At 73.8% G+C, this 24,833-nt stretch carries 23 protein-coding genes; 8 read left to right on the top strand and 15 right to left on the bottom strand.

Annotation, left to right across the window (positions count from 1 at the left end; genetic code table 11):
- Positions 1 to 67: 67 nt before the first annotated feature.
- Both ACIPXM_RS08520 and ACIPXM_RS08515 read right to left on the bottom strand, forming a co-directional pair.
- Positions 68 to 1,084: a LysR family transcriptional regulator gene (locus tag ACIPXM_RS08520; RefSeq protein WP_401653343.1), complete on the bottom strand. Its 1,017-nt coding sequence runs from the start codon at positions 1,082 to 1,084 to the stop codon at positions 68 to 70.
- A gap of 146 nt (positions 1,085 to 1,230) precedes the next feature.
- Positions 1,231 to 1,779: a carboxymuconolactone decarboxylase family protein gene (locus ACIPXM_RS08515; RefSeq protein ID WP_401653341.1), complete on the bottom strand. Its 549-nt coding sequence runs from the start codon at positions 1,777 to 1,779 to the stop codon at positions 1,231 to 1,233.
- 130 nt (positions 1,780 to 1,909) lie between these two features.
- Between ACIPXM_RS08515 and ACIPXM_RS08510 the strand changes: the two genes are divergently transcribed.
- Positions 1,910 to 2,554 (top strand): TetR/AcrR family transcriptional regulator, encoded by a 645-nt coding sequence (locus ACIPXM_RS08510; protein WP_401653339.1) that lies wholly within the window; start codon positions 1,910 to 1,912, stop codon positions 2,552 to 2,554.
- Positions 2,555 to 2,686: 132 nt separating this feature from the next.
- Here ACIPXM_RS08510 and ACIPXM_RS08505 read toward each other — a convergent pair whose 3' ends face one another.
- The 7 genes from ACIPXM_RS08505 to ACIPXM_RS08475 form a co-directional block, all read right to left on the bottom strand.
- On the bottom strand, positions 2,687 to 4,489 hold the full coding sequence (locus ACIPXM_RS08505; RefSeq protein ID WP_401653337.1) for an acyl-CoA synthetase: 1,803 nt from the start codon (positions 4,487 to 4,489) through the stop codon (positions 2,687 to 2,689).
- Entirely contained in the window at positions 4,486 to 7,728 is a 3,243-nt protein-coding gene (locus ACIPXM_RS08500; RefSeq protein WP_401653335.1) for an FAD/NAD(P)-binding protein, read from the bottom strand. The genes ACIPXM_RS08505 and ACIPXM_RS08500 overlap by 4 nt, the downstream gene beginning before the upstream one ends.
- 92 nt (positions 7,729 to 7,820) lie before the next feature.
- Entirely contained in the window at positions 7,821 to 8,306 is a 486-nt protein-coding gene (locus ACIPXM_RS08495) for a cobalamin B12-binding domain-containing protein (protein WP_401653333.1), read from the bottom strand.
- Between the two features lie 473 nt (positions 8,307 to 8,779).
- Positions 8,780 to 9,217 (bottom strand): cupin domain-containing protein, encoded by a 438-nt coding sequence (locus ACIPXM_RS08490; RefSeq protein ID WP_401653331.1) that lies wholly within the window; start codon positions 9,215 to 9,217, stop codon positions 8,780 to 8,782.
- Positions 9,210 to 10,139, bottom strand: coding sequence for a sulfurtransferase (locus ACIPXM_RS08485; RefSeq protein WP_401653329.1), 930 nt, complete (start codon positions 10,137 to 10,139; stop codon positions 9,210 to 9,212). Before ACIPXM_RS08485 ends, ACIPXM_RS08490 begins: the two co-directional genes overlap by 8 nt.
- An 8-nt stretch (positions 10,140 to 10,147) precedes the next feature.
- A complete protein-coding gene (locus ACIPXM_RS08480; RefSeq protein ID WP_401653328.1) occupies positions 10,148 to 10,678 on the bottom strand; it encodes an HPP family protein in 531 nt (176 codons plus the stop codon).
- A gap of 18 nt (positions 10,679 to 10,696) precedes the next feature.
- Positions 10,697 to 12,241, bottom strand: coding sequence for a vanadium-dependent haloperoxidase (locus tag ACIPXM_RS08475; protein WP_401653326.1), 1,545 nt, complete (start codon positions 12,239 to 12,241; stop codon positions 10,697 to 10,699).
- 767 nt (positions 12,242 to 13,008) lie between these two features.
- Here ACIPXM_RS08475 and ACIPXM_RS08470 point away from each other — a divergent pair.
- The 4 genes from ACIPXM_RS08470 to ACIPXM_RS08455 all read left to right on the top strand — a co-directional run bounded on the left by ACIPXM_RS08470 (position 13,009) and on the right by ACIPXM_RS08455 (position 16,703).
- A complete protein-coding gene (locus ACIPXM_RS08470) occupies positions 13,009 to 13,497 on the top strand; it encodes a hypothetical protein (protein ID WP_401653325.1) in 489 nt (162 codons plus the stop codon).
- A 140-nt stretch (positions 13,498 to 13,637) separates the two neighbouring features.
- Entirely contained in the window at positions 13,638 to 14,798 is a 1,161-nt protein-coding gene (locus ACIPXM_RS08465; RefSeq protein ID WP_401653323.1) for an acyl-CoA dehydrogenase family protein, read from the top strand.
- Positions 14,799 to 14,927: 129 nt separating this feature from the next.
- Entirely contained in the window at positions 14,928 to 15,713 is a 786-nt protein-coding gene (locus ACIPXM_RS08460) for an electron transfer flavoprotein subunit beta/FixA family protein (RefSeq protein WP_401653322.1), read from the top strand.
- A gap of 33 nt (positions 15,714 to 15,746) precedes the next feature.
- A complete protein-coding gene (locus tag ACIPXM_RS08455; RefSeq protein ID WP_401653320.1) occupies positions 15,747 to 16,703 on the top strand; it encodes an electron transfer flavoprotein subunit alpha/FixB family protein in 957 nt (318 codons plus the stop codon).
- A gap of 129 nt (positions 16,704 to 16,832) precedes the next feature.
- Here the strand turns inward: ACIPXM_RS08455 and ACIPXM_RS08450 are convergent, their stop codons facing one another.
- From ACIPXM_RS08450 to ACIPXM_RS08435, 4 genes are all read right to left on the bottom strand, one after another.
- The gene (locus ACIPXM_RS08450; protein WP_401653318.1) at positions 16,833 to 17,231 is read right to left on the bottom strand and encodes a zinc ribbon domain-containing protein; all 399 of its coding nucleotides are present in this window, start codon (positions 17,229 to 17,231) and stop codon (positions 16,833 to 16,835) included.
- Positions 17,232 to 17,371: 140 nt separating this feature from the next.
- The gene (locus tag ACIPXM_RS08445) at positions 17,372 to 18,079 is read right to left on the bottom strand and encodes a TetR/AcrR family transcriptional regulator (RefSeq protein ID WP_401653315.1); all 708 of its coding nucleotides are present in this window, start codon (positions 18,077 to 18,079) and stop codon (positions 17,372 to 17,374) included.
- A gap of 98 nt (positions 18,080 to 18,177) precedes the next feature.
- A complete protein-coding gene (locus ACIPXM_RS08440; protein ID WP_401653313.1) occupies positions 18,178 to 18,939 on the bottom strand; it encodes an SDR family NAD(P)-dependent oxidoreductase in 762 nt (253 codons plus the stop codon).
- A 74-nt stretch (positions 18,940 to 19,013) separates the two neighbouring features.
- A complete protein-coding gene (locus tag ACIPXM_RS08435) occupies positions 19,014 to 20,165 on the bottom strand; it encodes an acyl-CoA dehydrogenase family protein (RefSeq protein WP_401653311.1) in 1,152 nt (383 codons plus the stop codon).
- A gap of 139 nt (positions 20,166 to 20,304) precedes the next feature.
- Here ACIPXM_RS08435 and ACIPXM_RS08430 point away from each other — a divergent pair, with 139 nt between their 5' ends.
- The 3 genes from ACIPXM_RS08430 to ACIPXM_RS08420 all read left to right on the top strand — a co-directional run bounded on the left by ACIPXM_RS08430 (position 20,305) and on the right by ACIPXM_RS08420 (position 22,035).
- Positions 20,305 to 20,919, top strand: coding sequence for a TetR/AcrR family transcriptional regulator (locus tag ACIPXM_RS08430; protein ID WP_401653308.1), 615 nt, complete (start codon positions 20,305 to 20,307; stop codon positions 20,917 to 20,919).
- Positions 20,920 to 21,067: 148 nt separating this feature from the next.
- Positions 21,068 to 21,766: a TNT domain-containing protein gene (locus tag ACIPXM_RS08425; protein ID WP_401653306.1), complete on the top strand. Its 699-nt coding sequence runs from the start codon at positions 21,068 to 21,070 to the stop codon at positions 21,764 to 21,766.
- The gene (locus ACIPXM_RS08420; protein WP_401653304.1) at positions 21,763 to 22,035 is read left to right on the top strand and encodes a hypothetical protein; all 273 of its coding nucleotides are present in this window, start codon (positions 21,763 to 21,765) and stop codon (positions 22,033 to 22,035) included. The genes ACIPXM_RS08425 and ACIPXM_RS08420 overlap by 4 nt, the downstream gene beginning before the upstream one ends.
- A 24-nt stretch (positions 22,036 to 22,059) precedes the next feature.
- Here the strand turns inward: ACIPXM_RS08420 and ACIPXM_RS08415 are convergent, their stop codons facing one another.
- Positions 22,060 to 23,208, bottom strand: coding sequence for an XdhC family protein (locus tag ACIPXM_RS08415; protein ID WP_401653303.1), 1,149 nt, complete (start codon positions 23,206 to 23,208; stop codon positions 22,060 to 22,062).
- Between the two features lie 46 nt (positions 23,209 to 23,254).
- On the bottom strand, positions 23,255 to 24,721 hold the full coding sequence (locus ACIPXM_RS08410) for an NCS2 family permease (RefSeq protein ID WP_401653301.1): 1,467 nt from the start codon (positions 24,719 to 24,721) through the stop codon (positions 23,255 to 23,257).
- Between the last annotated feature and the right edge of the window lie 112 nt (positions 24,722 to 24,833).

The following is a 24,833-nucleotide window of genomic DNA, read 5'->3' as shown; positions in this document are numbered from 1 at the left end:
CGCCGCGGGGTGGAGCGGATCGCCGGGTGGAGCCCGCCGGTCGGCCCCGTCGGTCAGCTCCGTCGGGTCAGTTCGCGAGGCCCGGGTTGAGGCCGGGCGTGGTGCCGAGCGCGGGTAACGCGGCGGCGCCCTCGGGTTCGCCGGGGTCGGCGCAGGCCAGCGCGGTGGCCTGGCGCAGGGTCTCGGCGAGGTTCTCCCAGTCGAGGGCGGGCCGGTCGTCGCCGCGGGCGGAGACCAGCGAGGCGTTCCAGCGCATCCGGGGCACGCCCGGCAGCGGGCGCAGTCCGCCGGCCTCGCGCGGGGAGGTGGCCAGGGCCATCGGGAGCATGGCGCAGCCGAGTCCGGACTGGGCGGCGGCGCGGACCCCGGCCATGGAGCCGAGTTCATGGATCTCGGGCGGTCCGTCGGAGCGCAGCCGCAGGAACTCGGGCAGCCAGCGCTGGGAGGGGCAGTCGGGGTCGGCGATGACGACCTGGCGGCCGGGGGCGGCCGCCCCACGCATCCGGGACACTCCGGTGACGGGCACGAACTCGACCTCCTGGAGCCGGACTTCGGTGAGGTCGTCGGGCCGGTCGGCGCGCAGCGGGTCGGTCAGCGCGCCGGGCAGCGCGGCCGGGTCGTCGGCGTCGACGACGGTCAGCACGAGCGCGCCGTCGATGGTCCCGGCCCGGAAGGCGTCGTGGACCTCGCCGGTGCCCATCACCCGCAGCGCGAGCTGGACCCCGGAGAGGAGCCTGCGGCCGAGGTGGGTGAGCCGGGCGAGCTGCTGCCCGTACGCGAGCGCGGGCACCACGCCGACGGTCATCCGGGGCGGGTTGGCCGCCGGGCGGCGCAGCGCGACCTCCATCTCGCCGACGAGGTTGAGGATCTGGCGGGCGTAGTCGCACAGCACGGTTCCCGTGCGCGTGAGCCGTACGCCGCTGGGCAGTCGTTCGAAGACGGGCTCGCCCACCTGCCGCTCCAGGGCGCGCATCTGCGCCGTGACACTGCTCTGCGAGTACCCGAGGCGGCGTGCCGCCTGGGTGAAGGACCCGGTCAGGGTCACCTCGCGGAACGTCCTCAGGGTTCTTGCGTCGATGTCCACGTGTTCAACCCCCTCGCCGCCCCACCGGCGGCAGCTGGCACTCGGGTGGCCGGTCACGCCACCCGCTCGATCGCCCCAGTCGGTCGCACCACCGGGGTGCCGGACGCGCGTTCGATCCCGGCACCCCTGGACGGCCGCGAAGGACTTTACTCGGCGAGCTGCGCCGGGACCAACGGAAAGTCCAACTCCGGTTGCGCAACGTGATTGAAGAAGTTCGACAGCACGTTGAGCGCGACGTGGCCGACGATCTCGGCCAGTTCGCCGTCGGTGACGCCGGCGGTGCGGGCGTCGGCGAGGGCGGCGTCGCTGATCCGGCCGCCGCTCTCCATGATCGCGCCGGTGATCCGCAGCACCTGGTCCATGTGCGGGTCGCCGGAGTCGTGGCCCTGGCGGGTGGCGAGCAGTTCCTGCTCGCTGAGGCCGACCTTGCCGCCGCGCATGGTGTGCGCGGAGACGCAGTAGGTGCAGTCGTTGCGCTGGGCGATGTAGAGCGCCAGCTGCTCACGCTGCCGGGCACTGAAGCTGCCGCCGACCAGGGCCTCGCGCATGGCGAGGTAACCGCGCAGGGCGGCGGGGCCGTTGGCGAGGGCGGCGTACAGGTTGGGCAGCTTGCCGAGCTGCTTGAGGGTGCCTTCGAGCAGCTCGCGCTGCTCCTCGTTGGCGGTCTCGACGGTCAGTTGGGGCAGGCGGGACATGGAGCTCTCCTTGAGCCGGACCAAGACGGAACTGATCGGTACCATCACGACGGTACCGATCGGTTCCATCCCGCGCAACGGGAGGCGGGCACTCCGTTCCCCTGTTCGGAACCGAGTGGTACCGTTTGGCATGGCCACGAACGCGAAAGAACGGCTCCTCAGCGCCGCGGAGCGTCTTTTCTACGAAGAGGGCATCCGGGCGGTCGGGATCGAGCGGATCCTGTCCGAGTCCGGAGTCGGCCGCGCCTCCTTCTACCGGCACTTCCCCAGCAAGGACGACGTGGTCGTCGAGGTGCTGCGGCGCCGCGACGGCATGTGGCGGGCCTGGCTCGACGGCCGGATCGAGGCGAGCGCCCGCGACCCCGAGGAACTGCCGCTCGCGCTCTTCGACGGCCTCGCCGAACGGTTCGCGGCGGCGGACTTCCGCGGCTGCGCCTTCATCAACACCATGGTCGAGACCGCCGACCCGGAGAGCCCCGCGCACCATGTGGCCGCCGAGCACAAGGAGAAGGTCATCGCGCGGCTCGACGGACTGCTCACCCAGGCCGGGTACCGCGACCACGAGACCCTGGCCCGGCAGCTCGCCCTGCTCGGCGACGGCGCCATCGTGACCGCCCTGCGCGAGGGCACCACGGAGGCCGCGGTCCGCGCCCGCGCGGTCGCCACGGTCCTGCTGTCCGCGTCCGAGCGCGCCCCCGAGGACCCGCCCGAGCACGGCTCCGCTCCCGGTCCCGGCCGCCGGCCGGCCGCCGTACCCGCCGCCGGTACGGCCTGAGGCACCCGACACCCGGCGCCCGCGAGTCGCGGCAGCGCGTCGCGCCGGGAAGGACCGAAGTCCCGGAACGGCCGAAGTCCCGGAAACGGCCGGGGCCCCGCCCGAAGGCGGGGCCCCTGGCGCGCGACTCGGCTACAACACCCCGCCATCCGGGCGGAGTTCGCCGCGCCTGACCTTGCCCGAGCGGGTGCGCGGCAGCCGGTCCACCAGGCCGACGCCCTTCGGGACGAAGACCGGGGCCAGGCGGCGCGCCGCGAGCTCGATCAACTCCCGCTCAAGGACGGCGGGTTCGCAGGGCCCCACGGTCTCCACCACGGCGTACGGGGCGAGTCCGCCCCGCTCGTCCCGGCACGGGACGACGGCCGCGTCCGCGACCGCCGGGTGGCCGCGCAGCACCGCCTCGATCTCCATGGGCGAGATCCGGTGCCCGTACGACTTGAACACCTCGTCGATCCGGCCGAGCAGCCGGATCGAGCCGTCCGCGCGGCGCTCGCCCCGGTCGCCGGTCCGGTAGAGGCCGTCCGCGAACGCCTCGGCGGTCCGGTCCTGCCGGTCGGACACGTCGGCGTAGCCGCGCATCAGGCCAGGCGGACGGTCCGTCAGATCGACGCACACCTCGCCCTGTTCGCCGAGTTCGCCGGTCTCCGGGTCGCGCAGCACGATCCGCCAGCCCGGCAGCGGGTGGCCGAGCGGCGCGAGCGGCGCCGGGGTGTCCGGGGCGCGGCCGATCAGGGCGGTGGCCTCGGTCTGGCCGTAGCCGTCGCGGACCCGTACCCCCCAGGCCGCCTCGATGCGGTCGGTGACCTCGGCGGTCAGCGGCTCCCCCGCCGCCGTCGCCTCCCGCAGCCGGGGCGCGCCCCGGCCCGCCGTGACGTGCGGAAGCATCGCCCGCCAGGCACTGGGCGGGGCGCACAGGCTGCTGATCCGCTGGGTGGCGAGCACCCCGGGCAGCAGCTCGGGCGGCAGCCCGCCGTCCGGCGGGGCGACGACGGTGGCGCCGGCCGTCCACGGCACGAAGAAGCTGGACCAGGAGTGCTTGGCCCAGCCGGGCGCGGACAGGTTGAGGTGCCGGTCGCCGGGGCGCAGGCCGCTCCAGTACAGGCTGGAGAGGTGGCCGACGGCGTATCCGGCGTGCGAGTGCTCGACCAGCTTGGGCAGCGAGGTGGTGCCGGAGGTGAAGTAGCAGAAGGACGGGTCGGCGCTGGTGGTCGGCCCGTCCGGGGTGAACGGGCGGCGGGTGCGCGGATCGCGGGTGTCCGGGTACGGCAGCCAGCCGGGCACCCCCGCGGCGCCCGGTGCCATCCGGATCCCGGGCACGGCCGCGTCGCCGGTCAGGCCGCCGACGAGGCGGACGAGCCCGGGCGCGCAGATCACGTGCCGGATGCGGCCGCGGACGATCCGGTCGGCGGCCTCGTCGCGGGTGAGGTCCTGGTAGCCGGGGACCACCACCGCGCCGAGCTTGACGCAGCCGAGCAGGGTCTCCCACAGTTCGGCGCGGGTGCCGAGCAGGATCAGCACCCGGTCGCCCCGGCCGACCCCGGCAGCGGCCAGGGTCACCGCCAACTCGTCGGAACGGGCGGACAGTTCGGCGAAGCTCACCCGGTCGACGACCGGCACGGAGCCGTCCGGCGCGGGGGCGCCGAGGATCTCCAGGGCGGTGCGCCGATTGCCCTCGGCGACCACGTCGAACCATTCCAGCGCCCAGTTGAAGTGCTCGGCCCTGGGCCACCGGAACGCGGCCGTGGCCGCCTCCCGGTCGCCGCGCAGCCGCAGCAGCAGGTCCCGGGCCGCCCGGTACTCCTCGTGGGCGGCCGTCCTGCGGTGCGCGAAGCGCCCGGTGGGCCCGGCCTCCCCCGCGTAACCCTCGTGGCCCGCGCGGCCGCCGTGGTCGTCCTCCTCATGGCCGTCGCGCGGCCTGGGCACGGTCGCCGTCATCCCGCCGCCCCCACCAGGGCCTCGGCGATCGCGTCGGCGTCCTTGGTGAACGACCCCCAGGGGCCCGGCCTGCCGCTGCCCACCTGGGTGAACCAGCGGGTGTGCTCGCTCGGGATGCCGAGCACATGGACCGTGGGGTCCGGGGCGCCGTCCGTGCCGACCGGGTGGAACGGCGCGGCCGTGCAGTCCATCCCGCCGGTGCGGAACTCGCCGCCCCTGGCGGTGGACCCGTCGGCGTTCACGAACGGGCGGACCAGGCCGTCCGCGTACAGCCCGCGGATCAGCGGGTCGCGGTCGGCGGTGATGTCGGTGCTCGGCAGCCGGGCGTCCACCAGGACGTCCAGCTCCGCCCACGAGTTCTCCACCTGCGCCGACTCGACGGTGAACCGGCCCGCGACCGGGTCGGTGCCGAACCGGACGCCGGGGCCCACCGGGTCGAGCACCCCGGCGGCGAGCAGTGCGAGGAACTGCTCGGAGCGCAGCTGCGGCGGTCCGGTCGACACCATGGCGGCGACCGGGCCGAACTCGGCGAGGAACCAGCGGTGCGACTCGGGAGTGAGCCCGCCGAAGTCCACCACGTTGCGGATGGTCTGCCGGACGTCGCGGAGCACGTCCGCCGCCGCCTTCATCGGCCCGTCGGCGTTGCCGAGCCGGGCGTCGCCGAGGTCGGCGCGCAGCCATTCGCACAGCACCTTGTGGAACTCGGCCGGTGAGCCGAAGCGCCGGTCGTGGAACGGCCGGGCGAGCACGCCGAGCCGGGTGAGCGGCTGCGGGTCGACGCGGTAGCCCGCGGCGAGTCCGCGCAGCACGTCGAGGTCCGGCGCGAGGGCCAGTGCCTCCTCGGCCCGCTCGGTGAACTCCCGTGCCGCGTCCGGGCCGTGGACCTGCCGGATCCGGGTGGCGAGCAGCACCAGGTTGACCTCGGCGAGCACCCAGGGCAGCACCAGCCGTTCGAAGTCGAGCGGCGCGTGCTCGGCGCGGGTCCTGGCCATCCGCTCGGGGGTGAACAGGACGGGCCGGTAGCGGTGTTCGGGGCCCTTCTGGTTCACGCCGCGGGTGAGCAGCGGCACCCCGGCCCGGGAACCGGCAAGGATCCGCGGCTCCTTGCCGCTGGGCAGGTACAGCAGGCCGTCGCCGCCGTCGGTGAAGGTGCCGCCGCGGCCGAGGGTCAGTTCGGCGACGATGTCGTAGAAGGTGAGGCCCATGCCGATGACGCCGACCCGGGCCCCGGCCGGGATGTCGGCGAGCGGCATCTCCAGGGCCGAGCCGCCCGCCACGTACCGCAGCGGCCGGGCCGGGGTGGTGTGGTCGCGGGCGAAGGCCCGCCACTCCTCCTGCTGCCGGTCGAGTTCGTTGTCGGGGTGTCCGGTGGCGAGCAGCACCCGGTCGGCGGTGAGCACGTCGCCGCGGTCGAGCCGCAGCCGGTGGGCGTCGCCGCCCTCGGCGCGGTCGGCGCAGATCACCCGGGCCGGGACCCGGTGCACGGTGAGGCACGGCGGCAGGGTCTCCTCGATCCGCCGCATCACATGGGCCAGGTAGCGGCCGTAGACCGCGCGCGGCGCGTAGCCCTGCGGCTCGGCGCGATCGGGGTCGTCCGCGGCCCACCACTCGCCGAGGGTGGGGCCCGCGCCGGGTCGGTGCGGGCCGTCGTCGGCGGGCCCGGAGAACATCGTCACCTCCTGGGCGGGGGTGTTCATCAGGAACCAGGGCGACTGGTCCGTACGCCAGATGCGGCCCGCGCCCGGTTCGTGCGGGTCGATCGCGAACACCTCGATGCGGCGGGCCGGGGGGCGTTCGGCGCAGCGGGCGGCGAGCCGTTCCAGGACGGACAGGCCACGCGGGCCCATGCCGACCAGGGCGATCCGCAGCGGGTCGGCGGCCGGGTCGGCCAGGCACCGGGGGGTGGCGAGCGGCGCCGGGTCGGGCGGCGGCGCGGTCTCGGCCGCCGCGTCGTGCTCGCGGGAGACCCGGCCGAGCATGCCGGACAGCTGGCGCGAGGTCATCGGGGTGGTCCTCCGGCTGGTGGTGAGCAGCGGCAGCGACCCCAGATCGGTCCACTGCAGCCGGCCGTCCGGGGCGACCGTCGACCGCACGTCGCCCCGGTTGTCGGGGTGGAGGCAGAACGGCACGTCGAGCAGGCCGCGGTCGAACGCCTTCAGGAGCGCGAGCCCGAGGTCGTCGGCGAGCGCGAGGACCGCGGTCACCAGCGCCCTGGCCTCGGCCAGGATCTCCTCGGTGTCGCCGCCGGCCGGCCCGCCCGGGCCGGCGCCCGGCACCGGGCGCGGCCGGGCGCGGGCGCCGCGCGCCGCGTCGGCGGCGACGGACAGGGCGGTGAGGTTCTCGGCGACCGTCGGGATCCGGTGGGCCTCCACCTCGGTCTTCACGATGAGCCGCTGCGCGCCGCCGTGCACGGCGAGTTCGGCGCTGCGGCGCAGCAGCAGCCGGGCACCGGGCACGGTGCGCGGATAGACGCCCATGTACGTGTAGAGCACGATGTGCCGGTCGACGGTGGGCGGCAGCAGTTCGTCGGCGAGGATCCGCAGCGCGGCGAGCGCGCCCACGTCCTGGGCGGCGTGGGTCTGCTGCGCGTACGACAGGGACACGCTCCGGGCGCCGTTCTGGACGAAGAACAGGCACTCCAGGACGGAGACCGCGACCAGCATCGACGGCGGGCACAGCTGTCCGAGCAGGCAGCCGCCGAAGGACTCCAGATGGGCCCGGCGGCCGTGCGCGCGGCTCTCCTCGGTGAGGAACTGCACCGAGTCGCGCCAGGCGGCGACGGATTCGGCGAGCGGGGTGCGGCCGTAGGGCAGGCAGTACGAGACCGGGCCGCCCTCGCTGGCGGTGAGCCCGGCGGCGACCATGGTGCGGAAGATCGCCATCGGGTCGGCGGAGCCGTGCCGGACCTGCACCGGGGTGCGGCGGCCCGCGGCGGCCGCGGTGCGGGCGGCGATCCTGGGGCCGTGGCTGACGATCGGGAAGCCGTTGAGCGGCCGCCCGGTGCGCAGCGCGGCGGTGGCGGCGGCGTGGTCGCCGACGCGGGTGTAGCTGTCGATGGTGAGGGTCGCCACGGTGCGCTCGGGGAGCGCGGCGACGGCGGCGACACCGGCGGCCATCTCCTCCGGCGACACCATGCCCATCCGGGGCTGGACCACCAACTCGCCCGCTGCGGCGGCCTCCTGGACGAAGGTGCCGAGGTCCGCGGTGGTGACCGTGGACACCGCCGACACCGACGACACCGACGACGCCTTCGGGGACGTCGGGTGCGGTGCGGGCGGGCGGGACGACGGGCGCGGGTGCGGGGACGGCGACGGGTGCTGTCCGGAGAGCGTCACGCCGCGGCCCGCCCGGTACACGCGCCTCTCGCCTCGGCACGTTCCTCGACGACCGCTTCGAGCCGGCCGAGGTGGCGAAGGAGCGCGGTGGGTTCGGTGCCGTCGGAGTAGACGGCGTCGTAGCCCGCCGCGAGGAGTTCGGCGGTGCGCTCCTCGGCGCCCTCGGGCGAGATGCCGAGCAGGCCGCCGATCACCATGGGGATGCCCCGGGTGTCCTCGTCCTGGTGCAGCGCCCGCGCGGCCCGCAGTCCGTCCTGGTGTCCGTGGCCGTTGACGGAGGAGACCACGACGAGGTCGGGGCTGGTCATCCGGGCAGTGTCCACAAGCAGCCGCTCGGGCACGCAGGGCCCGAGGTTGAGCACGGAGTGCCCGTGCTCCTCCAGGAAGAGCTGGAGGAAGACCAGGTTCCAGGTGTGCGCGTCCGAGGAGCCGGTGGTGAGCAGCACCCGACGGGACGGCTCGGTACTGGGCAAGCTGTGCATGGCAGGCATGGCGGGTCTCCAGTGACGGTGCGGATGCGAAGGTGTGCGGGCCACGGGGCTGCGGCGCCGGCCCGTCGGGCGCGGGTCGGCGGGCCGTGACCGGTGGGCCGGGCGGGCCGTGGGACGAGCGGTGCGGGTGGGGCGCGGTGCGGTGGGCGCGCCCGTACGGCGGTACGGAGGCTTCGCATACGCCGGTACGGGGCGGCGCGGGGCACGTACGGACGCGACGCGGCGGCCCGTACGGTACGCGGGCCCCTCGGAAGGGTGCACGGGGTGTCGCGGAGGTGCGGGGTGCCGCGGCGGACCGGCCCTTCGGGCGGGGGCGGCCCGCTCACGCGGGGTGGTGGCGGTGGCGGCCCGGTGGCCGCGGTCGTACCCGGCGCCCGGCGCCTGGCCCGACGGCGGCAGGCCGCCGGGGCGCCGGTCCGGGAGGCCCTGACGCACTCCCGGACCGGGCCTCGGTTCCGGCGCCGTCAGGCCGCCGGGGCCGGGTCGGCGAGGCCCGCGCCGACGCCGGTGGTGATCTCACCGGCTTCGGGGGTACGGGCGGACGCCGGGCGGGCGCGCACGGCGAGCACCGTGCAGCCCGTCTCGCTGGACATCTGATGGCGGGTGCCGGGCTCCTCGATCACCAGGTCGCCCCGGTGGAAGCGGCGCCCGTCGCTGTGGTCGAGGGTGCCGTCGAGGACCAGCATCAGCTCGTGGCCCAGGTGTTCGTGGAAGTCGCCGTGCGCGCCGGGCGGGAAGCGGAGGAGCAGGCTCGCCGAGTCCTCCTCGCCCGCGTCGCCGGGGCCCCACAGGACGACGAACTCGACGCCCACGCGGCCGGGTTCGGTCCACGGCACCCACGGCAGGTCGGTCTGCTCGAAGCCGTTGCGCAGCACATCGCGGAAGACGGTGACGTCAGGCACGGGCGGTGACCTCCGATGACGTGCGCTGCGGCACGATGGACGGGATGGGATCGGGGCCCCACCGCTCGGGGCCCTTGACGATCGGGGCGCCGATCAGGGAGCCGAACTCCCGCCAGGCGCCGTCGTAGTTGCGGACGTCGGTGAGACCGAGCAGCTCGTGCAGCACGAACCAGCTGTGCGCGGAGCGCCAGCCGACCCGGCAGTACACGACGGTCGGCACCTCGGCGTCGAGCCCGCCGTACGCGGCCCGCAGCTCCGCCTCGGTGCGGAAGGTGCCGTCGGCGTCGATGGCGGTGTGCCAGGGGATGTGCTCGGCGGACAGGGCGTGGCCGCAGCGCACCCCGATGTCGTCGGGGACGCCCGGCGGGGTGTTGGTGTGCCCGAGGTACTCCTCGACGGACCGCACGTCGAGCAGGGTGCGGCGGCCGATGTGGTCGAGCATGTCCTCGCGGCGGGCCCGGATGGACTCGTCGGCACCGGCGGGCACCGGATAGTCGGTCGCGGTGCGGACCGGCGCGTCGGTGTCGAGCGCCCCGCCGATGGCCTCCCAGCGGGCGCGCCCGCCGTCGAGGAGGCGCAGCTCCCGGTGTCCGTACAGCCGGAACTGCCAGTATCCGGCCGCCGCCCACCAGTTGTTGTTGCCGCTGTAGAAGACGACGGTGTGGTCGGCGGTGATGCCGTGCCGGCCGAGCAGGGCGGCGAACGCCTCGGGGCCGATGACATCGCGCCGTACCGGGTCCTGGAGGTCGCCGGACCAGTCGAGGCGGACGGCGCCGGGGATGCGGCCGGGGCGGCCGCCGCCGTCGTTGCCGCCGTCGGTGATCTCGACGAGGACGAGCGTGGGGTCGGCGGCCGGGTCCTTCAGGTGCTCCTGGATCCGGTCGGCGCCGACGAGCAGCGTATCGCGGTCGGTCGGGTTCATCGGTCTCCTCACCACCAGTAGGTCGGGTACTTGGCGATCGCACCGGCCTTGGAGGCGATCAGGCCGATCAGGACGAGCAGGACGCTGCCGATGGCGAGGAGCACCAGGAAGCGGACCGGCTGGGGGTCGGTGAGGACCGCCAGGACGGCGGTGGCGGCGGCCGGGGCGTGCACGGCCCGCAGCAGCAGCATCAGGCCGACGCTGAGGCCCGCGGCGACCGCGGCGGTCCACAGCGAGTGCCCGAACAGGGCGACGGCGATCAGGCCGAGGGCGCCGGAGCCGAGCTGGCCGAGGACCACGCCGCGGGGCTGCGCGGGCGGCAGCGCCGGGGTGGAGCAGATGATCATCGCCGTGGCGGCCAGCGGGGCGATCATCAGGATGTGCCCGGTGGCCTTGCCGAGCGCCACGAGGACGAGCAGCGAGACGACGGTGGTGAGGGTGCCGAGCAGGGCGGGCCTGGGGCCGGGGAAGGGCGGCGCGCCGCTGCCGCCCTTCGGCGCGCTGGGCGCCGGGGTCTGGGTCGGGGTCTGGTTGCTCACGCTGTCGCTCCTCGGTCCTCAGTGCGCGCCGTTGAAGTAGCACATGGCCTGGCGGTGGACGACCTTGCCGATCTTGTGGCCCATCTCGATGCCGGGCTCGTTGTCGAAGCTCCAGTGCATGCCGCCGTACACCCGGGAGATGCCGGCCTGGTGGGCGGCCTCGCTGAAGGTGGACCAGGTCAGGACGACATCGGTGTGCGGGGTCAGGCCGGGCTCGACGGTGGAGGTGCCGGCCTTGAAGCGGTACGAGTCGCCGAAGGCGTCGGTGCCGGTGAAACGGCGCAGGAACTCGGAGGCGGCGCCGGAGAAGGTGCTGTGCCCGGAGACGGTCGCCGGGAACGGCGGGACCGCCACGTACGCCTGCCAGTCGACGCCGTCCATGGTGACGGTGCCGTGGCCGGGGCCGCCCCAGGAGCGGACCTGCTGGCCGCGCCGGTCGTACGGGATGAGGGTGGAGGGACGGGCGAAGTCGTAGTCCCGCTTGACGGCCCAGGAGCCGATGGCGGCGTCGCACTCGGCCATGTTGAGGCCGAAGAACAGCTTGGCGTCCTCGTCGATGTCGTAGCCGTCGCGGGCGGAGACGAAGCGGCCCCACATCTGCTGGGCGCCGGGCGGGGTGACGTCGTCGTTGAGCCAGAACTCGGCGATGCACTTCTGCTCGTCGGTCAGGGCGGCGGAGATCGCGAGGAGCTCCTCGACGGCGGCGGTCATCCGGACCGAGGGGTACGCGGGCGGCGCGGCGACCGTGAACTGGTCGGGGCGGCGCAGCGCGAACGGCTTCATCACGGCGAACTGCGGGGTGAGGTACTTCTGCAGCTTGCCGCCGACGACGAGCGGCGCCCAGTGCTCGGGCGCGACCACGATCGAGGGGTCGTAGGCCCCGGCGATCTGCGGCGGGTTCTTGGGCACGTAGCCGGTGGTGTCGGCGTACGGCGGGGTGCCGAGCTGGTTGGCGCCGTCGCCGTGCCGGTAGTCGAGGACGGCCTGCGCGGTGCGGCGGCCTATCCACGCGGGGGTGCCCCGGCGCGGGGCGGTGAGGTCGGGGTCGTAGCCGAGGCTGCGCAGCATCGAGTCGATGGCGACCTTGTACTCCGGGAAGAACTCCAGGAGGGCGAGGTGGGCGGCGTAGCTGACGGCCTCGTTCTTGTGGTCGAGGGTGCGCTCGGCGCGCGGGCGGCGCAGCGAGCCGCCGAACCGGGTGCCGGAGGCGACGCGGTCGTAGCAGGCCCAGGCGTCGTAGACGCAGTTGTGGACGATGGCGAGGATGCGGGCGTTGACGGTGGCGGGGCCGAAGCGGTTCCCGGCGGCCTGGTAGCGGCCGAGGATCGCGTCCATCGTCGCCTGGTTCCAGCGCACGACGACGCTGGGCTCGCCCGCGGCGCCGGGGGCGCGGCGGCCGGTGCGGGTCTCCGCCTCGAACTGGTGGGTGGGCGCGGCCCAGGCGGTGCCGCCGGCGGAGGCGAGCGCGAAGGCGCCGGCCGCGGCGGCGGAGGCGGTGAGCACCCGGCGCCGGGTGGGCGCGGCGGGGCTGGTGAGGGCGGGTGAGGCGGGTCGCAGAGACATCCCTGGTTTCCTTCGCGGGGTCGCGTGCCGTGCGCGGCTATGCCTGGCGTGGCCGGAGCGGATCAAACAGAAGCTCGAACTGCCCTCACACTGGCGAGAATTGATCGCGCGGGGCAACGCCCGATCGGCTTCTTCCATCGGAGTCATGCAAGGAAGCGATGGGCGTGGGCCGGGGCGGCGGCGCCCGGTTAACGTGGCCCCACCGACCACCTCCCCCGCCCACGCCCCGCAGGCCGACCTGCGGGACCCGGCCCGGCCGTGCCTGCCCGAGGCGCGGGGCGGCGCGGGGGCGGCGGGAGCCGCCGTACCGCCCGTGGACGGCCGGTCGGCCGGGGCCGTACGGCCGGGGGCCGCGGCCCGCACCCCGCGGGAGCCGCGGGCCCGCCCCCGCACACCACCACCACGGCCGCGGGACGGTCAGGGCACTCGGCCACGGCAGCACCGAGTACCCGAACCGGCCCCACGGCCGGCCGGGGCCGACGTCGGTCGGCCCCGGTGCCCCGGCCCGGGTTCCCGGCCCGCACCCGGGCCGGGGCACCCCAGCGAGCACGGGACCGGGTCCGGCCCCGCCGGGTCCGGTGTCCCGTACGTCAGCGCCAGCGCACCGCCGACCCGAGGACTCGGGTCCGCCCGGTCATCCCGGCCACCCTGTCGCGCCCGGTCCCCCGGGCGGGCGACACGGGCCGCCGGCCGCCGGACCGGTGATCGCACCCCTCGTCCGGCAAGACCTCACCGATCACGCACCGATCCGTTTGGAGTGGCCGCGCATGTCCGTTTCCTCGCACGTGAGACCGCCTCGTACGACCCCCTCGTCCCCCGCGCCCCGGTTCGACGGGCTCTTCGACCGACTGGCCCCCCGGCTGCACCGCTACGGCCTGCTGCTGCTGCGCGGCGGGCTCGGCGGCGTGTTCGTCTGGTTCGGGGTCCTGAAGGCGATCGGGCTGAGCCCGGCGGCGCGGCTCGTGGTGGACGTGATGCCGTTCGACACCGGCGGCTGGTTCGTCCCCGCGCTCGGCTGGGCGGAGATCGCGCTCGGCGCCTGGCTGCTCTCGGGCCGCGCCCAGGGCGCGCTGCTCCCGGTGCTCGGCGGCCATCTGCTCGGCACCTTCGCGGTGCTTGTGCTCACCCCGCACGCCGCCTTCGACCACGCGAACCCGCTGCTCCTGACGATGGTCGGGGAGTTCGTGGTGAAGAACGTGGTGCTGCTCGCGGCGGCCGTGGTGGTGACCACGCGGCCGCGTGGCGGAGCGCGCTAGCGGGGGTTCCCGGCCGAGCAGCCCGGACGTCCTCGTGGAGGGTCGTCCGGGCCGCTCGGCGTGACCACTAGCGCCTGTGGCACTGAGTGTGTTTTGCTGAGGGTACTCAGTGCCACATCATGCTAGGGGAGCTCCGAACCATGGCCCACGACGCCAAGGACTTCGATCTGTACCGCCCGTCCGAGGAGCACGACATGCTCCGCGAGTCGGTGCGCGCGCTCGCGGAGGCGAAGATCGCCCCGTTCGCGGCGGAGGTGGACGAGGAGGGCCGCTTCCCGCGCGAGGCGCTCGACGCGCTGGTCGCCAACGACCTGCACGCGGTGCACGTGCCGGAGACCTACGGCGGCGCCGGGGCCGACGCGCTCGCCACCGTGATCGTGATCGAGGAGGTCGCCCGGGTCTGCGGCTCCTCCTCCCTCATCCCCGCCGTGAACAAGCTCGGCTCGCTCCCGGTGATCCTGTCCGGCTCCGAGGAGCTCAAGCACAAGTACCTGGCGCCGCTCGCCGCGGGCGACGGGATGTTCTCGTACTGCCTGTCCGAGCCGGACGCCGGTTCCGACGCCGCCGGCATGAAGACCCGCGCGGTGCGCGACGGCGACTTCTGGATCCTCAACGGCGTGAAGCGCTGGATCACCAACGCCGGTGAGTCCGAGTACTACACCGTCATGGCGGTCACCGACCCGGAGAAGCGCTCGAAGGGCATCAGCGCCTTCGTCGTGGAGAAGTCCGACGAGGGCGTCTCCTTCGGCGCGCCGGAGAAGAAGCTCGGCATCAAGGGCTCGCCGACCCGCGAGGTCTACCTCGACAACGTGCGGATCCCCGCCGACCGCATGATCGGCGCCGAGGGCACCGGCTTCGCCACCGCGATGAAGACCCTCGACCACACCCGCGTCACCATCGCCGCCCAGGCCATCGGTATCGCGCAGGGCGCCCTCGACTACGCCAAGGGCTACGTCAAGGAGCGCAAGCAGTTCGGCAAGCCGATCGCCGACTTCCAGGGCGTCCAGTTCATGCTCGCCGACATGGCGATGAAGCTGGAGGCGGCCCGTCAGCTGACCTACGCCGCCGCCGCCAAGTCCGAGCGGGTCGACGGCGACCTCACCTTCTTCGGCGCCGCCGCCAAGTGCTTCGCGTCCGACGTCGCCATGGAGGTCACCATCGACGCCGTCCAGCTGCTCGGCGGCTACGGCTACACCCGTGACTACCCGGTCGAGCGCATGATGCGCGACGCCAAGATCACCCAGATCTACGAGGGCACGAACCAGGTCCAGCGCATCGTGATGGCCCGCAACCTGCCGTAACCCCCGCTCCACCCGAATCACCGGCTCCACCCGTCCCACCGCCCTACCAACCCGTCTCACCCGCGTCGCCGCACCCGTCGCAGCCGCTCCACTCACCCTTGCTCGCCATCCCTTGGAAGGAGACAGGCCGTGACCCTGAGGATCGCCGTCTGTGTGAAGCACGTTCCCGACGCGTCCGGCGACCGCGGATTCGCCGACGACCTCACCGTGGACCGCGAGGAGGTCGACGGCCTGCTCTCCGAGCTCGACGAGTACGCGGTCGAGCAGGCGCTGCTGATCGCCGGGACGACCGAGGGTGCCGAGGTCACCGTGGTGACGGTCGGCCCCGAGGACGCCGTGGCGGCGCTGCGCAAGGCGCTGGCGATGGGCGCCGACAAGGGCGTCCACGTCAGCGACGACGCCATCCACGGCACCGACGTGATGGGCACCTCGGCGATCCTCGCCAAGGCCCTTGAGCGCACCGGGTTCGACCTGGTGATCTGCGGCATGGCGTCCACCGACGGCACCATGGGCGTGCTCCCGGCGCTGCTCGCCGAGCGGCTGGCGCTGCCGCAGCTGACCCTGCTGTCCGAGGTCGCCGTGGCGGACGGCGAGGTCACCGGACGCCGCGACGGCGACGCGGCGAGCGAGCGGCTGCGGGCTCCGCTGCCCGCCGTGGTGTCGGTCACCGACCAGTCGGGCGAGGCCCGTTACCCCTCCTTCAAGGGGATCCTGGCCGCCAAGAAGAAGCCGGTCGAGAAGCTCGGCCTGGACGCCCTCGGCATCGACGCCGACACGGTCGGGCTCGACGGCTCGTGGACCCTGGTCGACTCCGCGACGGCGCGCCCGGCCCGTACCCAGGGCGAGGTCGTCACGGACGAGGGCGACGGCGGCAAGCGGCTCGCCGCGTTCCTGTCCGGCCAGAAGTTCATCTGACCCACCGTCAACCCACTTCAGGAGCGAGGAATCATGACGGAGATCCTGGTTCTCGTGGACCACGCCGACGGTGCGGTCCGCAAGCCTGCCCTCGAACTGCTCACCCTGGCCCGCCGGATCGGCGAGCCCACCGCGGTCGTGCTCGGCGCGGGCGGGGCGGCGGCCTCGATCGCGGCGAAGGCCGGCGAGTACGGCGCGGCGACCGTGTACGTCGCGGACGCGCCGGAGTTCACCGAGCGGTCGGTGGTGCCGAAGGTCGACGCGCTCACCCAGATCGCCCGGGACAAGGGGGTCGCCGCGGTCCTGGTGACGTCCTCCGGCGAGGGCAAGGAGGTCGCGGCGCGGGTGGCGCTGCGGCTCGGCTCCGGTCTGATCACGGACGCGGTGGAGCTGGAGGCCGGGGAGAGCGGCCCGATCGCCACCCAGTCGGTGTTCGCCGCCTCGTACCAGGTGCGCTCGACCGTCTCGCGCGGCGTGCCGGTCATCACCGTCAAGCCCAACTCGGCGGCCCCGGAGGCCGCTCCGGCCGCGGGCGCGGTCGAGGAGGTGACCGTGGCCTTCACCGGCAACGCGGCCACGGTCGTCGCCCGCACCCCGCGGGTCGCCACCGGGCGCCCGGAGCTGACCGAATCGGCGATCGTCGTCTCCGGCGGCCGCGGCGTCGGTGCCGCCGAGGGCTTCGCGGTCGTCGAGCGGCTGGCCGACTCGCTCGGCGCGGCCGTCGGCGCCTCGCGGGCCGCGGTGGACGCGGGCTGGTACCCGCACGCCAACCAGGTGGGCCAGACCGGCAAGCAGGTGTCGCCGCAGCTGTACATCGCGGCGGGCATCTCGGGCGCGATCCAGCACCGGGCGGGCATGCAGACCTCGAAGACGATCGTCGCGGTCAACAAGGACCCGGAGGCCCCGATCTTCGACCTGGTGGACTACGGCGTGGTCGGCGACCTGTTCCAGGTGCTGCCGCAGCTGACCGAGGAGATCGGCACCCGCTGACCGGTGGGCGTGCGGTGCCAGGGGTGCGGTGACAGGGGTGCGGTGACAGGGGTGCGCGGCACCATGGGGCCGCGGTGACAGGAGGGGCTTGTGGCACGGAGTGCCACAAGCCCCTCCTGTCACGCGCGCTCAGAACCAGCCGTCGAGCACGGCCTGCTCGCACAGCCGCACGGTCGGCCGGCCGTCCCGCCCCGCGCCGTCGTCGGCCAGCCTGACCTTGAGTCCGGGGCGCACCGCGTGCGGCGGCCCCTCGACCCGGCAGCGGACCACGAAGCCCTCGGCCATGTGCACCGGCCAGAGGTCGGCCTGGGCCGCCGTGAAGGCCCGGCGCACCGAGATCACGCCCTCGCCCGCGCTGAGTTCGGCGTGCAGATCGGTCGATCCGCAGGTGGGGCAGAGCAGGCGCTGGAAGGTGGTCGTCGCGCACCAGCGGCAGCTCTGGTAGTGGAGTACGGGCTCGACGGCCGGCTCGTCGGCCAGGGCGGTACCGGCCGCGTGACGCAGGCCGGTGGATCCGGTGGGGAACACGATGCTTCTCCTTGCACTCGGCGGCTCGACCGTGCGTCGACCGTGCGTCGACCCGTGCAGGGAGAACATATGGCACTGAGTGCCAGTAAATAAAGACCCGAGTTCCCTCATTTGACGATACTGAGATCCCTGGAGGTCTCTCAGCCGTCGCCGAGGCTCGCCTCCACCTCGCGCACCACCCGCCACATCGGGGTGGACCGCTTGGCGATGACCACCACGACGTCGTCCGGCTCGTCCGGCTCCCCCGCCGCCCCGGCCGGAGCCGCGTCCGGGTGCCAGGTCCCGCGGACGAACTCGAGCGCCCGGTCCACCTCGGCCAGCGGGTCGCCCTCGCCGCCGGAGCGCAGCCAGTGGCGCAGCGCGTGGTTGTGCGCGGCGACCACGGCCGCGGCCACCACGTTGGCCCGCAGGGTGCCGTCGCGGCGGTCGGCGAACCGGGTGCGGAGATAGTCGCCGAGGGTCTTCTCGTACCGCCAGACGACCGAGAGCTCGTACGTGCGCAGCCCGGTGACCTCGCGGGTGAGGCGGTAGCGCTGGACCGAGAAGGTGGGGTTCTCGGCGTACATCCGCATCACCAGCCGGGCCGCGTCGCAGACCCGGACCAGCGGGTCGTCGGTGTCGGCGCTCGCGGCCAGGAACTCGGTCATGTCGGCGAGGCACTGCTCGTGGTCGGGGAAGACCACGTCCTCCTTGGACGGGAAGTACCGGAAGAAGGACCGCCGGCCGACCCCCGCGGTGCGGACGATGTCGTCGATCGTCGTCTGCTCGTAGCCGCGCTCCAGGAAGAGCTGGAAGGCCGCCGCGACGAGGGAGTCGCGCATCGAGGGCTTGGCGGGGTGGGCGCTCATCCCCCGAACCTAGCACCCCTTTGCACTCCGGTCCCTCCCACGACGGCACTAGGTGCCATGCGGGCGGGGTACGGGCTGTCGCCCCCGCCCGCCCCGGCTCAGCGGGCGGCCATCCGCAGCGCGCCGTCCATCCGGATGGTCTCGCCGTTGAGGTAGTCGTGCTCCGCGATCATCGTGACCAGGCGGGCGTACTCCTCCGGGCGGGCGAGCCGCTGCGGGAAGGTGACGGTGGCGGCGAGCCCGGCGCGCACCTCCTCGCCGAATCCGGCCATCATCGGGGTGTCCACGATGCCCGGGGCGACGGTGACCACGCGGATGCCGAACTGGGCGAGGTCACGGGCGGCGGTCACGGTCATCCCGGCGACGCCCGCCTTGGAGGCGGCGTACGCGATCTGCCCGACCTGGCCCTCGAAGGCGGCGATGGAGGCGGTGTTGACGACGAGACCGCGCTGGCCGTGCTCGTCGGCCTCCTGCCGGGCGATCACCTCGGCGGCCAGCCGCATCACATTGAAGGTGCCGAGCAGATTGACGTTCAGGACGGTACGGAACAGCTCCAGGTCGTGCGGGCCCTTGCGGCCCAGGATCCGGGCGGAGGGCGCGATCCCGGCGCAGTTGACCGCGAGCCGCAGCGCGCCGCCGTCCGCCTCGATCCGGGCCAGCGCCGCCGCCACCTGCTCCTCGTCGGTGACGTCGGCGGCCAGCAGGGTGACCCCGGCCGGGGGTGCGCCGGCCCCGGCGACGGCCTTGTCCAGGTCGAGCCCGTAGACCGTGGCACCCCGGGCGGCGAGCGCGGCGGCGGTGGCGGCACCGAGCCCGGAAGCGGCCCCGGTGACGAGGGCGGCGGATCCGGCGATGTCCATGGAACTCCTCATTCGTGTGGGTACGGCCGTGCGGTGGCGCTCCGGGCGGTGGTCCTCCGGGCGGGGATCCCGCCCTACGCGTCCGCCTGGGTGAGCTGGCGGCTGATGACGAGCCGCTGGATCTGGTTGGTGCCCTCGAAGATCTGCATGATCTTGGCCTCGCGCATGTAGCGCTCGACCGGGAAGTCCCGGGTGTAGCCGTAGCCGCCGAGGACCTGGACGGCGTCCGTGGTGACCTTCATGGCGGCGTCGGTGGCGATCAGCTTGGCCGCGCTCGCCTGGCGGCTGAACGGGCGGCCGAGGTCGCGGCGGCGGGCCGCGTCCAGACAGGTGGCACGGGCCGCGTCCACGGCGGCGGCCATGTCGGCCAGCAGGAAGCCGAGGCCCTGGTGGTCGATGATCTTCCGGCCGAAGGTGGTGCGCTGGTTGGCGTAGTCGACGGCGGAGTTCAGGGCGGCCTGGGCGAGGCCGGTCGCGCAGGCGGCGATGCCGAGGCGGCCGGAGTCGAGGGCGCTGAAGGCGATCTGCAGGCCCTGCCCCTCCGCGCCGATCAGCCGGTCGGCTTCGAGCACGGCGCCGTCCCAGTGCGCGGAGGTGGTGGGCACGGCCTGCAGACCCATCTTCCGCTCGGGCTTGCCGAAGCTCAGGCCCTCGGTCTCGCCGGGTGCGAGGAAGCAGGAGATGCCGTGGCTGCCGGGGCCGGTGCGGGCGAAGAGGGAGTAGAAGCCGGCCTTGCCGCCGTGGGTGATCCACGCCTTGTTCCCGGTGACCCGGTAGTCGCCGTCCTCGGTGCGCTCGGCCTTGCAGGAGAGCGCGGCGGCGTCGGAGCCCGCCTGCGGCTCGGAGAGGCTGTAGCCGCCGATCACGCGGCCCTCCAGCATGTCGGGCAGCCAGCGCTCCTGCTGGGCGGCGGTGCCGAAGGAGTGCAGCGGGTGGCAGGCCAGGGTGTGCACGCTGGTGGCGACCGCGACGGCGGCCCAGCGGGTGGCCAGCTCCTCCAGGACCTGGAGGTAGACCTCGTACGGCTGACCGCCGCCGCCGTGCTCCTCGGGGTACGGCAGACCGAGCAGCCCGGCCTCGCCGAGCGTCGCGAAGAGCCCCTCGGGGTACGTCTCGGCGGCCTCGTGCCGGTCGACCCGGGGCGCCAGCTCCTTGTCGGCGATCTCCCGCACGAGGGCGATGAGGTCGGCTGCCTCGGGGGTGGGAAGCAGGCGGTCGACATCCATGGCGACTCCATCAGGACACAGGCGATGCTGTGGGCAGGTCCGTGAAACGGTACTGCGAGGGGTACCGCAGTACCGGTTAGCGTAGCGGAACGGGGTGTGAGCACAACCCCGCGCAGGAGTGCACCGGCATACTGTTCAGGTGATCGAAACCTCCACCGACGTCCCCCGCCACACGGGCCGCGGCGCCGCACGGCGCTCCGAGCTCTTCGAGGACCTGGTGGCGCTCCTGGTCGGCGAGGGCTTCGCCCAGCTGACCCTGGACGACCTCGCCGCCCGGCTGCGCTGCTCCAAGCGCACCCTGTACGGCCTCGCGGGCAGCAAGGAGCAGCTGGTCAGGGCGGCGGTGGTGCACTTCTTCCGGCGCGCCACCGGCCGGGTCGAGGCGGTCCTCGCCGCCGCCACCGGACCCGCCGAGCGGCTGGCCGCCTATCTGCGCGCGGTCGCCGCCGAACTGGCCCCGGTCTCCCCGCAGTTCTTCGACGACGTGGCGGCCTTCGAGCCCGCCGCCGAGGTGTACGAGCGCAACACCAGGGCCGCCGCGGGACGGGTCCAGCAGCTCATCGAGGAGGGTGTGGCGGCCGGGGTCTTCCGCGAGGTGCACGTGGCCTTCGCCGCCGATGTCATCGCCTCGGTGATGGTGCGGATCCAGCGCCGCCAGGTCGCCGGGGCGACCGGACTCGCCGACGCCGCCGCGTACGAACAGCTCGCGGAGCTGCTGCTGCACGGGCTGCGGAGGACCGAGCAGCCCGCCTGAGCCGCGACGGGGGCGCGGACCGGTGCCCCGGGGGGCGTCCGCGCGGGCCGATTGGCCGATTCACGCCGGGGTGCGGTCACCGTGAGCGAGCGATCCACTACCGTGTGCCGCGCATCGACCCACCCGTACCCCGCAAGGAGACCTCCGCGTGGAGCGCAGCCGTACCGCCCTCAGGATCCGGGCCGTCCTCGCCGGCCTCGGCGTCACCGCCGCCCTGACCGCCGCACCCGCCGTCGCCGCCCCGGCCACGGCCTCGGCCTCGGCCTCGGTCACGATCGAGGCCGGGCACGAACAGTGCACCGGCGAGTACCACGGCGACAAGCGGCTCGGCCCGAAGTTCCTGCCGAAGAAGTGGGAGCGGCCGGTCGGCCCGCTGGTCAACCACTACCACCGCACCGGCGGCCTCTCCCCCGCCGCCTTCCTGGCGAAGTACTGGGAGGGCCCGGCGGACACCGGCGGCTGGAAGTACCCGCCGAACGACGGCTTCGCCGAGGTCAACGGCGAGGTCGACAAGTCGCCCGAGCTGCTCGCCGAGGGCGAACTGCTCGACCGCTTCGGCTCCGAGTACGGCGGCTACCTGGCCCCGGCCGGCGACTCCTACGCGAAGCGGGCGCTGCCGCCGCAGAACCTCAACACCCGTGACGCGGCCTTCCCTTGCGACTACCACCTGTACGAGGTGACCCGGCGCTTCGTCGTCTGGGAGGGGTCCATCGCGCCCTGGTTCGAGCAGCCCGGCGGCGGCCGTCAGATCAAGCTCGACGCGGTCTTCCTGAACCCGGGCGAGGGGCAGCGGCTCAACGTCAAGTGGCTCCTCGACAACGGCTACTTGGCGCGCGTCCCCGCGTGACCGCCGGGGTGACACCGCCCGCCGGTGCCGTGCCGGAACGCGAACTGCTCGCCGCGGCACTCCGGGAGGCCGGAGTGCCGGACGAGCAGTACTGGATCGAGGGCGTCCATGAACCGGCGCCCACACCACCGGACTTCGTCTATCTGCGCCGGGCGCCGGACGGCACCGGCTGGGAGACCGGGGTGTACGAGCGGGGCGCGCACCACCCGGCCGGTACGGACCCGACGGAGGCGGCGGCCTGCGCCCGGCTGCGTGGTCTCGCGCTCTGAACAGAGGTGTCGGGCCCGGGGAGTTCAGGCCACGGAGCCGATCCGGCCGAGCGGTTCGCGGGGGCCGTCGTGGTGGATCGGGGTGTGGGCGCCGGTCAGCGAGGTGCCGGTGCCGCCGCGGCGGTTGGCGACGATCTCCGCGCCGATCGACAGGGCGGTCTCCTCCGGGGTGCGGGCGCCGAGGTCGAGACCGATCGGCGAGCGCAGCCGGGTGAGTTCGATCTCGGTGACGCCGACCTCGCGGAGCCGCTTGTTGCGGTCCTCGTGGGTGCGGCGGGAGCCCATCGCGCCGATGTAGGCGACGGGAAGCTTGAGGGCGGCCTGGATCAGCGGCACGTCGAACTTGGCGTCGTGGGTGAGCACGCACAGCACGGTCCGGCCGTCGAGGCGGTCCGCGTCGGCCTCGGCGGCGAGGTAGCGGTGCGGCCAGCCGACGACGATGTCGTCGGCCTCGGGGAAGCGGGCCTTGGTGGCGAACACCGGCCGGGCGTCGCAGACGGTGACGTGGTAGCCGAGGAACTTGCCGACCCGGACGAGGGCGGCGGCGAAGTCGATGGCGCCGAAGACGATCATGCGGGGGGCGGGGACCGAGGACTCGACGAGCAGGCTGATCGGCTGTCCGCAGCGGCTGCCGTCGGCGCCGATCTCCACGGTGCCGGTGCGTCCGGCGTCGAGCATGGCGCGGGCCTCGCCGGCCGCGGTGCGGTCCAGCTCGGGGTGGCCGCCGAGCCCGCCCTCGTACGAGCCGTCGGGGTGGACCAGGAGGGCCCGGCCCAGCAGGTCGTCGGGGCCTTCGACGATCCGGGCCAGGGCGGCCGCCTCGCCGGAGACGGCGGCGGCGAGCGCGGCGGGGAAGACCCCGCCGCGGACCGGGGTGACGAGGATGTCGATGATGCCGCCGCAGGTCAGACCGACCGCGAAGGCGTCCTCGTCGCTGTAGCCGAAGCGCTCGACGACCGTACGGCCGTCTTCGAGGGCCTGTTGGCACAGTTCGTACACCGCGCCCTCCACACATCCGCCGGAGACGGATCCGATCGCCGTGCCGTCGCTGTCGACGGCGAGCGCGGCGCCCGGCTGCCGGGGCGCGCTGCCGCCGACGGCCACCACGGTGGCCACGGCGAAGTCGCGTCCCTGCTCGACCCACCGGTGCAGCTCTTCGGCGATGTCCAGCATCTCGAACTCCCTGAGGATGTGTGGAGAGCGCGGTTCAGGGTCGGCCTCAGCCGACGCCGAGCCAGCTCTCGATCGGGTGGATGGCGAAGTAGACGACGAAGACCACGGTCAGGGCCCACATGAAGCCGCCGACCTCCCTCGCCTTGCCCTGCGCGGTCTTGATCACCGCGTAGGAGATCACACCCGCCGCGACACCGGTGGTGATGGTGTACGTGAAGGGCATCAGGACCACGGTGAGGAACACCGGGATCGCGACGGAGCGGTCGCTCCAGTCGACGTGCTTGGCGTTCTGCATCATCATCGAGCCGATGACGACCAGGGCCGCGGCGGCGACCTCCTGCGGCACGATCGCTGTCAGCGGCGTGAAGAAGAGGCAGAGGGCGAAGAAGCCGCCGGTGACGACCGAGGCGAGGCCGGTGCGGGCGCCTTCGCCGACGCCGGTGGCGGACTCGACGAAGACCGTCTGGCCGGAGGCGCCGCCGGCGCCGCCGAGGATGCCGCCCGCGCCGTCGATGAACAGCGCCTTGGACAGGCCGGGCATCCGGCCCTTGTCGTCGGCGAGCTTGGCCTCGGTGCCGACGCCCAGGATGGTGGCCATGGCGTCGAAGAAGCCGGCGAGCACCAGGGTGAAGACGATCATGGTGACGGTGATGTAGCCGACGTCGCCCCAGCCGCTGAAGGACACATGCCCGATGAGGCTGAAGTCCGGGGCGGAGACGGCGCTGCCGTGCAGCTCGGGGGCGCCGGAGAACCACGCCTTGGCCGGGATGTCGGCGACCGCGTTGAGGATGGCGGCGATGACGGTGCCGGTGACGATGCCGATGAGGATCGCGCCGGGGATGTTGCGCGACTGCAGGGCGAAGATCAGCAGCAGGGTGACCGCGAAGATCAGTACGGGCCAGCCTTCGAGCTCACCGGCCGGGCCGAGGGCCACGGGGCCGCCGCCGGGGGCGGGGTTCTCGTGGACGAAGCCGGCCTTCACGAAGCCGATGATGGCGATGAAGAGGCCGATGCCGATGGTGATGGCGTGCTTGAGCGCGAGGGGGATCGCGTTCATGATCATCTCTCGCAGGCCGGTGACGACCAGGAGACAGATCACGGCGCCGTAGGCGACCGACATGCCCATGGCCTGCGGCCAGGTCATGACGGGGACGACCTGGGAGGCCATCACGCCGGAGACGCTGAGCCCCGCGGCGAGGGCCAGCGGCACCTTGCCCCAGAAGCCCATCAGCAGGGTGGTGGCCGCCGCGCAGAGCGCGGTGGCGGTGATCAGCGCGGGCTGGCTGAGGACGTTGCCGTCCACATCCTTGCCGGAGAGGATCAGGGGGTTGAGCAGGAGAATGTACGCCATCGCCATGAAGGTGGTGACGCCGCCGCGGATCTCCGTCGCGACGGTGGATCCTCTCTCGGAGATGTGAAAGTACCGGTCGAGCCAAGATCTGCCGGCGGGGTTGCGCGAGCCGTTGCCCGCGTCCTCGGCCGTGGTCTTGGGCTCCACAGACGACTGGGTCATGGGGCCTACTCCCAAGGTTCAAAGGGGCACCCGCATGGATCACTGGGACTGCGGGATTTGGGAACTCTGTTTGGCTGCACGACCCGGGGGACGGCCCGAGACGAACGGGTGA

Origin of the sequence: Streptomyces sp. NPDC090025, from assembly GCF_044748125.1 — a bacterium.
In the GTDB taxonomy this organism is placed as follows: domain Bacteria; phylum Actinomycetota; class Actinomycetes; order Streptomycetales; family Streptomycetaceae; genus Streptomyces.
Note: the sequence above shows the minus strand (reverse complement) of the source record. Positions and strands in the feature narration are given on the sequence as shown.